The organism is Streptomyces sp. NPDC048612 (assembly GCF_043199295.1).
Lineage (GTDB): Bacteria > Actinomycetota > Actinomycetes > Streptomycetales > Streptomycetaceae > Streptomyces.
On sequence record NZ_JBICVV010000053.1, the window covers coordinates 1 to 8,899 of the forward strand.

Here is an 8,899-nt window from a genome sequence, read left to right on the forward strand (position 1 = left end):
GGGTTTGGGGGGGGGGGGGGGGGGGGGGGGGTGGGGGGGGGGGGGGGGGGCGGGGGGGGGGGGGGGGGGGGGGGTGGGGGGGGGGGGGGGGGGGGCCCCCCCGGGGGGGGGGGGGGGGGGGCCCCCGGCCCCCCCCCCCCTCCCCCGCACCCACTCACCAGGACCTCAGGAGGCGTGACGGTATGACGGAGCGAACCGGGACCAGCGAGAAGTACGTGGCCGCGATCGATCAGGGCACCACGTCCAGCCGCTGCATCATCTTCGACCACGGCGGGGCGATCGTCGCCGTCGACCAGCGCGAGCACCGGCAGATCTTCCCCAAACCGGGCTGGGTGGAGCACGACGCCACCGAGATCTGGACGAAGGTGCAGTCGGTGGTGGCCGGTGCGCTCACGAAGGCGGGGCTGCGCGCGGACCAGCTCAGTGCGCTGGGCATCACCAACCAGCGGGAGACCACGGTCCTGTGGGACCGGGCCACCGGCCGGCCGGTGCACCACGCGATCGTCTGGCAGGACACCCGTACCTCCCAGCTCTGTGCCGAACTGGGCGGCACGGACGGCCAGGACCGCTTCCGGGAGGCCACCGGGCTTCCGCTGGCGAGCTACTTCTCCGGGCCGAAGGCGGCCTGGCTGCTGGACGAGGTGCCGGGGCTGCGGGCGCAAGCCGAGCGGGGAGAGATCGCCTTCGGCACCATCGACTCCTGGCTGATCTGGAATCTGACCGGCGGCGTCGACGGCGGCGTGCATGTCACGGACGTGACCAACGCGGGCCGCACCATGCTGATGAACCTCTCCACGCTCCAGTGGGACCCGGCGATCCTGTCGGCGATGAACGTGCCGGAAGCGATCCTGCCGGAGATCCGGTCGTCGGCCGAGGTGTACGGCACGGCGGTGGGGCAGCTGCACGGCGTGCCGGTGGCGTCCGCGCTCGGCGACCAGCAGGCGGCCGTCTTCGGCCAGACCTGTTACGGCGTCGGCGAGGCCAAGAACACCTACGGCACCGGCTCCTTCCTGCTGCTGAACACCGGCAACCGCCCGGTCCCGTCCAAGAGCGGGCTGCTGACGACGATGGGCTACCAGCTCGGCGGGGAGGCGCCGGTCTACTGCCTGGAGGGGTCCATCGCCATCACGGGTGCCCTGGTGCAGTGGTTCCGCGACCAGCTGGGCATCATCGCCTCGGCCGACGAGATCGAGCCGCTGGCGGCGAGCGTCCCGGACAACGGCGGGGCGTATGTCGTGCCGGCCTTCTCCGGCCTGTTCGCGCCGTACTGGCGTTCCGACGCGCGCGGTGTCATCACGGGCCTGACCGGCTTCGTCACCAAGGCGCATCTGGCGCGCGCCGTACTGGAGGCGACCAGCTGGCAGACCCGGGAGGTCGTGGACGCGATGTACCAGGACTCGGGGGTGCGGATCACCCAGCTGAAGGTGGACGGCGGGATGACCGCCAACAAGCTGCTGATGCAGCACCAGGCGGATGTGCTGGGGGTGCCGGTGATCCGCCCCGTGATCTCGGAGACCACCTGTCTGGGGGCGGCGTACGCGGCGGGTCTGGCGACCGGTGTCTGGCAGGACCTGGACGAACTGCGCAGTCACTGGCAGCGTGACACCGAGTGGACGCCGCGGATGGACGGGCCGGCCCGCGACCGGGAGTTCGCCAACTGGCGCAAGGCCGTGGAACGGAGCCTGGGCTGGCTGGCCGAGGACGGTTCGGCGGCCTCGTAACGCCGCGGCGCCACGAGGCGCGGCCGGTGCCCCGGACGGCGGGGTACCGGCCGTCTTCCGTCCCCGGTCAGGGCAGCGCGGGCTCCCGACGCCGGGCGCCGGTGCGCATCGCGTGCTCGACGACCGAGACCAGCACCTCGCGCGCGGAGTCCTTGATCCGGGCGTCGCACAGCACCACCGGCACCTGGGGGTCCAGGTCCAGGGCGTCCCGTACGGCCTGCGGCGGATAGCGGTCGGCGCCGTCGAAGCAGTTGACGGCGACGGTGAAGGGCAGCCCGCGCCGTTCGAAGTAGTCGATCGCGGAGAAACTGTCCGCGAGGCGGCGGGTGTCGGCGAGCACCACAGCGCCGAGCGCTCCGCGCGCCAGCTCGTCCCACAGGAACCAGAAGCGGTCCTGGCCCGGGGTGCCGAAGAGATAGAGGACCAGTTCCTCGTTGACGGTGATCCGTCCGAAGTCCATCGCGACGGTGGTGGTGGTCTTGGCCTCCACCCCGTCGAGGTCGTCGACCGGCCGGCCCGCCTCGGTGAGCCGCTCCTCGGTGCGCAGCGGCTTGATCTCGCTGACGGCACCGACCAGGGTGGTCTTGCCGACCCCGAAGCCGCCCGCGACCAGGATCTTGAGCGTCACCGGTTCGGCGGCGGACCGCCGACGGCGGTCGGAACGCCCGAAGGCCATGGGATTCTTCTCCTGAATTGCCGTGTATGCGGGTGGAGATCACGCTTGATACCCGAGCCTCGGCGCACGGGGCAGCAGGTGCAAGGGAACGGTACAACGTGCTCAGCACGGCGCCCACTTGAGATGTGTCACGCTTGTGAGACGCCGCCGGGCAGAGGGCACCAACCTGCCCAAATGGGCGGTGCCGGCGGCGGTCCGGCCCCGTGGCGGGTGGTCAGCGCGCGGTGAGGACGCCGGGCCGGTCGAGCAGTCCCAGCAGGCGCACAAAGCTCGATTCGATGAAGGCGCAGAGCTCGTCCTGGGCGCCGGTTTCCTCGGCGGGCCAGTTGACGACCGCCTCCTCGGCGAACGCCATCCAGGCGCGGGAGGCGAGTTCGAGCCGCGGGGCGTCCGGCATCCCGAGCCGCCGCCGGCCGTCGTGCACGCGCCGGGCGAGCGTCTCCCGGGTCGCGCCGACGATGTCGGTGACCGCGGGGTGGCTGCCGGCGGCGCCCCGTACCAGCGCGAGATACACCTGCCGGTGTTCCAGGACGTAGGCCACGAACCCGGCGATGAAGGCCCGCATCCAGGCGACCGGCTCCAGGGAGCCGTCCGGCTCCGTCGCGGCACTGAAGCGGTCGCACGCGGCGCTGACCACCGCGCGGTAGAAGTCGCGCTTGGAGTCGAAGTAGTGGAAGAGCAGCCCGCGGGAGATCCCGGCCCGGCGGGCGACCTCGTCGGTGGACAGCTCGTCCAGGGAGCGGTCGGCGAGCATCTCCAGGCCGATCCCGACCAGCTGCTCCCTGCGCTGGTCGGGGGTGAGGCGGGTGGTGCGCTTGCCGGACATGCCCGCAGTTTACGGCGGGGGCCGGGACGGCGGCGGCGTCCCGGCCCCCGCCGGCTCAGGCGTACTGCCCGAGGTGCTCCAGGATCGGCGGCGTGACGAGGGCGGGGACCTCCTCGGGCAGCCAGTGGCTGGCTCCCTCCAGGGCCTCGAAGCGGTAGGGGCCGTCCACCCATGCGCCGGTCGACTCGGCCGCGCCGCGGCCCAGGGCGACGTCGTCGCTGCCCCACAGGAAGAGGGTGGGGACGGCGATCCGGCCGGCCGGGACCGAGATGACCGACTCGGGGGCGCGGTACCAGTTCAGCGTGGCGGTGAGCGCTCCCGGCGCGGAGAGCCGGCGGACGTTGCCGTCGACCAGGGCGGCGGGGACCTTGCCGCCGTACGTGGCGCGCAGCCGGGCGGCGTCGTCGGCGAGCAGGGCGGCTTCCGCGGCACCGTCGTCGCGGCGGAAGAAGCGGACGTAGTCGAGCATGTGGTGCTGGGTGGAGTCCTCGGCGGCGGCGCGGTTGAGCGCGTCCGGGTGCGGAGTGGCCAGCACGGTCAGGGACTTCAGCCGCTCGGGGTGGGCGCCGGCCACCGCCCAGGCGACCATGCCGCCCCAGTCGTGCGAGACGAGGTGGAAGCGGTCCGCGCCCTGGGAGTCGGCGAACGCGAGGGCGTCGGCGACGAGTTCGGGCACCGCGTAGTCGGCGATCCGGGGCGGGCGGGCGCGCGGCGAGTAGCCCCGCTGGTCGACGGCGACGGCGCGGTAGCCGGCGGCGCCCAGGGCGGTGAGCACGGCACTCCAGGAGTCGGCGAACTCGGGCCAGCCGTGCAGCAGCAGCACGAACTCGCCGTCGGCGGGCCCGCAGGCCAGTGCGTCGTAGGTGTGCGGGCCGACCTGGATCTCCAGGTGGTCGAAGGGTGCCGGGGTCGCGTCCGGTGCCATGGCGGCGGATCTCCTTCTTTCGACGATCGCTCACCTGGCACCGTACGCCGTTGAGCGTTGCTCAACAAAGGCTCCCGGCGCGCGGCGGTTCCGGCACCGGCCGGGCCGCCCGGCGGATCACAGCGCGCGCAGGCCGTCGATCACCTCGCGCAGCACCTTCTCGTCGGGCAGCTCGGCCGGGGGCACCGGCCTGCTGACATGGACCAGCTCCGCATCGAGCAGATCCCCGATCAGAACCCGTACGACGCCGACCGGCAGATCGAGTTCGGCCGCCAGCTCGGCGACCGACAGCGGCTCCTCCCGGCACCGGCCGATGATCTCGACATGCTCCGGCGACAGCATCTGGTCGTCGACCGCGTCCTCGGCGCGGCTCTCGGCGATCACCAGCGCGATCAGATCGAGGCGCCCCTCCGCCGCCGTACGGGTGCGCCCGCGCGTCATCGCGTACGGCCGGACGACCGGGCCCGCGTCGTCGTCGAACCAGCGGGCCGCGTCCCGGTCCCGCGCCGTCCGGCCGTCCTGCTCGCTCATGCCGCGACCTCGCCGCTTCCGGCCCCGCGTCCGCGGGGCGCGCACCGTCGCACGAGGAGCTCGCCGCGCTCGCTCATGGCGTCACCATCGTCGCGCTCAGGGGGTCAGGCCGGACCGGGGCGCGGTGCCCAGGTGTGCGCCCACGCGCTTGACCAGCAGTGTCATCTCGTAGGCGATCAGCCCGACATCGGAGTCCGCATCGGCCAGTACGGCCAGGCAGCTGCCGTCGCCGGCCGCGCTGACGAACAGGAACGCGTCGTCCAGCTCGACCATGGTCTGGCGGACCTGGCCCGCGTCGAAGTGCCGGCCGACGCCCTTGGCGAGGCTGTGGAAGCCGGAGGCGACCGCCGCCAGGTGCTCGCCGTCCTCGCGGGTCAGGTCCTTCGAGGCGCCGGTGGCCAGCCCGTCGCTGGAGAGGATGAGCGCCTTGCGGATGGAGCCGACGCGCTCGACCAGTTCGTCCAGGAGCCAGTTCAGCTCGCCGGCTCCCTTCGCCGAGACCGGTGCGGTGGAAGCTGCTGCCTTCGGTGCGGTCATGGACCGTCCCCTCCCGATGTGGTTCCTGGTGCTGTGCTGCCCGTGGCGCCGTCGTCCTGTGCGGCGGCATCGCGGGCGTCCGGGCCTGTGGCGTCCGGGCCTGTGGTGTCCGCGGTGGGGTCCTCGCCCCGCGGTGGCGTGCCGGCCCCGTGCGGGTCCTCGGCGTTCTCGCGCCGGCCGCGCTGCCAGCCACGCTGGAGCGAGGCCATACGGGCGCGTACCACCTCGGCGTCCCGGTCGTCGGCGACCGGTGCGGAACTCCGCCGCTCCTCGGCCGGTGCGGCGGGGTCGGCCTTGAGCTGGGGCGCCAGGCTGGCCTGCCGTACCCGGCGGGGCAGTCCCGTGGACGTGGTCGGCGCGGGCGTGTCCGCTCCCCCGGCGGGCCGCGGAGCGTCCGGCGCCGGGTCCTGCCGTGCGGCGGAGGCCGACGGCCGGTCCGCGGCACGCTCCCCGCCGGAGCCCTCGGACCCGGCACGCTCGGCACTCCGCTCCCGCGGTGCGTCGCGGTCCTCCACCGTCCTGCCGTGGTCGGCGACCAGCACCGGCGGGCGGCGGCGGCGCGGCAGCGGGGGCGGCCCGCCGGGCGCCTGGTCCCGGGTCTGCTGGTGCTGCTCGTCCTCCGGCACGGGGGCGATCCCGCGCGGCGCGGAGGACGGGTCGGCCGGTGCGGCGGCGGGTCCCTTCGCTTCGCGGCCGCGGTCCCGCTTCCGGAAGATGCCGTCCTCGCCCTCGGAGCCCGGCTCGTCCGGGCCGAGCGGCGCCTCCAGTTCGACCGGTCCGTCGATGACGGCCGGTGAGCGCTCCCGCTCGGGCCGCGGCACCGGCAGCTGCGCCAGCGCGGCCAGCTTGCCCGCCGCGTGCTCCAGTTCGTTGCCGACGGAGCCGCCGGGGGCCTGGTCGTCGTCCTCCCGGGCCCCGTCGGAGGACTCGGTGAGGAGCGCGGCGGGGAGGAAGACGACGGCGGTGGTGCCGCCGTACGGCGAGGGCTGGAGGGAGACCCGTACGTCCTGCCGCTGGGCGAGGCGGCTGACCACGAACAGTCCGAGCCGGTCGGTGTCGGACAGTTCGAACTCGGGGGTCTCGGCGAGCCGGAGGTTGGCCTCCAGCAGCAGGTCGGGCGCCATGCCCAGACCGCGGTCGTGGATCTCCAGGGTGTAGCCGTTGGCGACCCGCTCGCCGAGCACCTGGACGGCGGTGTGCGGCGGGGAGAAGACCGTGGCGTTCTCCAGGAGTTCGGCGATCAGATGCGTGAGGTCGGACACCGTGGGGCCGTCCACCGCGAGCCGCGGCATCCGGCGCACCTCGATCCGCTCGTAGTCCTCCACCTCGGCGACCGCCGCGCGCACCACGTCCATCAGCTGGATCGGCCTGCGCCACTGCCGGGAGGGTGCCGCGCCGGAGAGGATGACCAGGCCCTCGGCATGCCGCCGCATACGGGTGGTGAGGTGGTCGATCCGGAAGAGGTCGGCGAGTTCGTCGGTGTTCTCGGTGCGCCGCTCCATGGCGTCCAGCAGGGTCAGCTGACGGTGCAGCAGGACCTGGCTGCGGCGGGCGAGGTTGACGAACACCTCGGAGACGCCACGGCGCATCTCGGCCTGTTTGACGGCGGCCTCGATCGCGGCCCGCTGAAGGGTGTTGAGCGCCTGGCCGACCTGGCCGGTCTCGTCCTGCCCGAAGACGAGCCGGGGCGCCTCGGTCTCCACGTCGATCTGCTCGCCGGCCGCCAGCCGGCGCATCACGCTCGGCAGCCGGACGCCGGAGACGTCATGGGCGGCCTTGCGCAGCCGGACCAGGTCGCGCACATGGCGGCGGCCGATCCGGAGCGAGACGATGACCGAGACCAGCAGCGCGAGGAAGCCGAGGACACCGGCGATGGCGGCCTTGAGCAGGATGTTCGTGGCGACGGGGGCGACCCGCTCCTGGTAGCGGTCACCGGCGGCCCGGCCCATCCGCTCAAGGTCGCCGAGGACCTTCCCGGCCGCGGTGTCCCAGCGCTCGGCGTTGACCTTGCGCGGTCCGTCCTGTGCGCCGGCCTCGATCACCCGGTCCTCGTAGGACGTCAGTTCGCGCGCCTTCGCGGAGTGCCAGTAGTCCTCGTAGAGGGCGCGGTCCTTCGAGGGCAGCATGGCGAGGCCGGTGTCGTAGAGCACCCGGCGCTCGGCGACGTGGTCGGACAGCGCCCGCAGATCGCGCTTGTTCATGCTGCCGGAGACCAGCACGGCGGACATCAGCGCGTCCTCGCGGGCGACGGCCTCCCGGGCGCGGGTGATGATGACCAGCGCCCGGCCCTGCTTGTCCATCTCCACGTTCTCCAGGGCGTGGAGCGCGGACAGGAAGTCGTAGCTGGGGTCGACGAGGGAGTTGTAGCCCTCCAGGGCCTCGTCGCGGGAGACCGTGTTGTCCTCGACCTGGGCGCGCAGCGAGCCGAGTCCGGACAGTCCCTTGAGGATGCTGCGCAGCCGGCTGCCGGCCTCGCCGTTCAGGTTCTCGCGGACGTCGCGGGTGCCGGCGTCGGTACGGAGGCGGGTGACGGCCTCGTCGGTGGCGCGGGTGCGGGCGCGCAGCTCGCCGAGGGCGTCGGCGCCGCGCCGGTCGGCGAGGTACAGCAGGCTCTGCCGGCGTTCACTCTGCACGGCCTGGACGACGCCCTCGACCGGATACCCCAACTTCTGCACGACGTTGCCGACGTTCAGCAGCTGGTCGGCCTCCCGTCCGGTGAGGTAGGTCGTGAACGCCCACAAGGATGTCAGGGACACCAACGGTACGAGCAGCAACGCCACGATCTTCCGGCGGACCGACTTCCCGCGAAAGGGCATGGCCTCCCCTACGTCAACCCCGGCGCACGGGGGTGGTGTTCCGTCAACAAACGGCGCGAGCCTACTACTGTCGGGGGACCGAGCCGAAGGCCTCTCCGGAGGTCAGGGACGGTATCGGAGGGGGATCGTCATGAGTTGTCGGTTGATTCCCGGACAACCTGCCCGCGTTTCCGGGACCGGCCGCCGACATCGGTGTCCGGAGGGAACCCGGTCGGTTGGCCGGTTTTTGCTCTACCCCGGGTAACCCCGTGTGCGCTCGGTAGGTGACCATGGGAAGGAACGGAGTACGGCACCAGGGAGTGCACCGGTGACATCCGGGCAGCCGCCAACGGGCCGGACACGTGGGGCGAGTGCGGGGAGAGTGACACGGTCATGGACACCGGCAGAAGACCGTTGTGGCGGGAGGAACCGGCGGCCCGGCCGCGGATGGCGGAGCCGGTACGCACCGCCGCCGTGCGCGCCGTCATCATCGTGGCAGTGACCCTGGTCCAGGCGATGGTGGCGTTCCTGAGCACCCTGGCGGGCTCCTGGCTCGCGTTCCCCGCGGTGCTCAGCACGGTCGCCAGCACCGTGGTGGCCACCTGGGGCGTGCTGGACGTCTGGGTGACCCGTCAGGTGTGGGTACAGCGCAACGGGGTGGAGTCGCGGCCGAGCAGTACGGCCCGGGAGCTGCGCCGCGAGCGGCGCCGGGCACGACGGGCGCAGCGCCGGGAGCCGCGGGAGGGCCCGTCGCGGCCGGACCGCGCGGCCGCGTGATCGGCGGGCGCTAGGACCTGTCGTCAAACTCCCGTCGTTCGCCCGAAGGGCGGCCCCGCGGCGTCTGGTGCGTGCGATCGCAAGGCGGAGGGTCGCCCCGATACTGGGTGT

The 8,899-nt window shown here is 73.2% G+C and carries 8 protein-coding genes; 2 read left to right on the plus strand and 6 right to left on the minus strand.

Going from position 1 to position 8,899, the window contains the following annotated elements; all coding sequences use genetic code 11:
• Positions 1-182 precede the first annotated feature (182 nt).
• Positions 183-1,721, plus strand: coding sequence for a glycerol kinase GlpK (gene glpK / locus ACGFN2_RS35715; RefSeq protein WP_393367130.1), 1,539 nt, complete (start codon positions 183-185; stop codon positions 1,719-1,721).
• A gap of 67 nt (positions 1,722-1,788) precedes the next feature.
• On the opposite strand, the gene ACGFN2_RS35720 is transcribed toward glpK, so the two are convergent.
• The 6 genes from ACGFN2_RS35720 to ACGFN2_RS35745 form a co-directional block, all read right to left on the minus strand.
• Positions 1,789-2,397: an ATP/GTP-binding protein gene (locus ACGFN2_RS35720; RefSeq protein WP_393367133.1), complete on the minus strand. Its 609-nt coding sequence runs from the start codon at positions 2,395-2,397 to the stop codon at positions 1,789-1,791.
• 214 nt (positions 2,398-2,611) lie between these two features.
• Complete coding sequence (locus ACGFN2_RS35725) at positions 2,612-3,223, minus strand: TetR/AcrR family transcriptional regulator (RefSeq protein ID WP_393367135.1); 612 nt, start codon at positions 3,221-3,223, stop codon at positions 2,612-2,614.
• 55 nt (positions 3,224-3,278) lie between these two features.
• A complete protein-coding gene (locus ACGFN2_RS35730) occupies positions 3,279-4,148 on the minus strand; it encodes an alpha/beta fold hydrolase (RefSeq protein ID WP_393367137.1) in 870 nt (289 codons plus the stop codon).
• Positions 4,149-4,265: 117 nt separating this feature from the next.
• Complete coding sequence (locus tag ACGFN2_RS35735) at positions 4,266-4,679, minus strand: DUF742 domain-containing protein (RefSeq protein ID WP_362612854.1); 414 nt, start codon at positions 4,677-4,679, stop codon at positions 4,266-4,268.
• 96 nt (positions 4,680-4,775) lie between these two features.
• Positions 4,776-5,216, minus strand: a complete 441-nt coding sequence (locus ACGFN2_RS35740) for a roadblock/LC7 domain-containing protein (protein ID WP_362612851.1) — start codon at positions 5,214-5,216, stop codon at positions 4,776-4,778.
• The gene (locus tag ACGFN2_RS35745) at positions 5,213-8,032 is read right to left on the minus strand and encodes a nitrate- and nitrite sensing domain-containing protein (protein WP_393367140.1); all 2,820 of its coding nucleotides are present in this window, start codon (positions 8,030-8,032) and stop codon (positions 5,213-5,215) included. The genes ACGFN2_RS35740 and ACGFN2_RS35745 overlap by 4 nt, the downstream gene beginning before the upstream one ends.
• A 372-nt stretch (positions 8,033-8,404) precedes the next feature.
• Between ACGFN2_RS35745 and ACGFN2_RS35750 the strand changes: the two genes are divergently transcribed.
• Positions 8,405-8,788 carry a hypothetical protein gene (locus ACGFN2_RS35750; RefSeq protein WP_362612846.1) on the plus strand — a complete coding sequence of 128 codons (384 nt, stop codon included), beginning with the start codon at positions 8,405-8,407 and terminating at the stop codon, positions 8,786-8,788.
• The last annotated feature ends 111 nt before the right edge of the window (positions 8,789-8,899 follow it).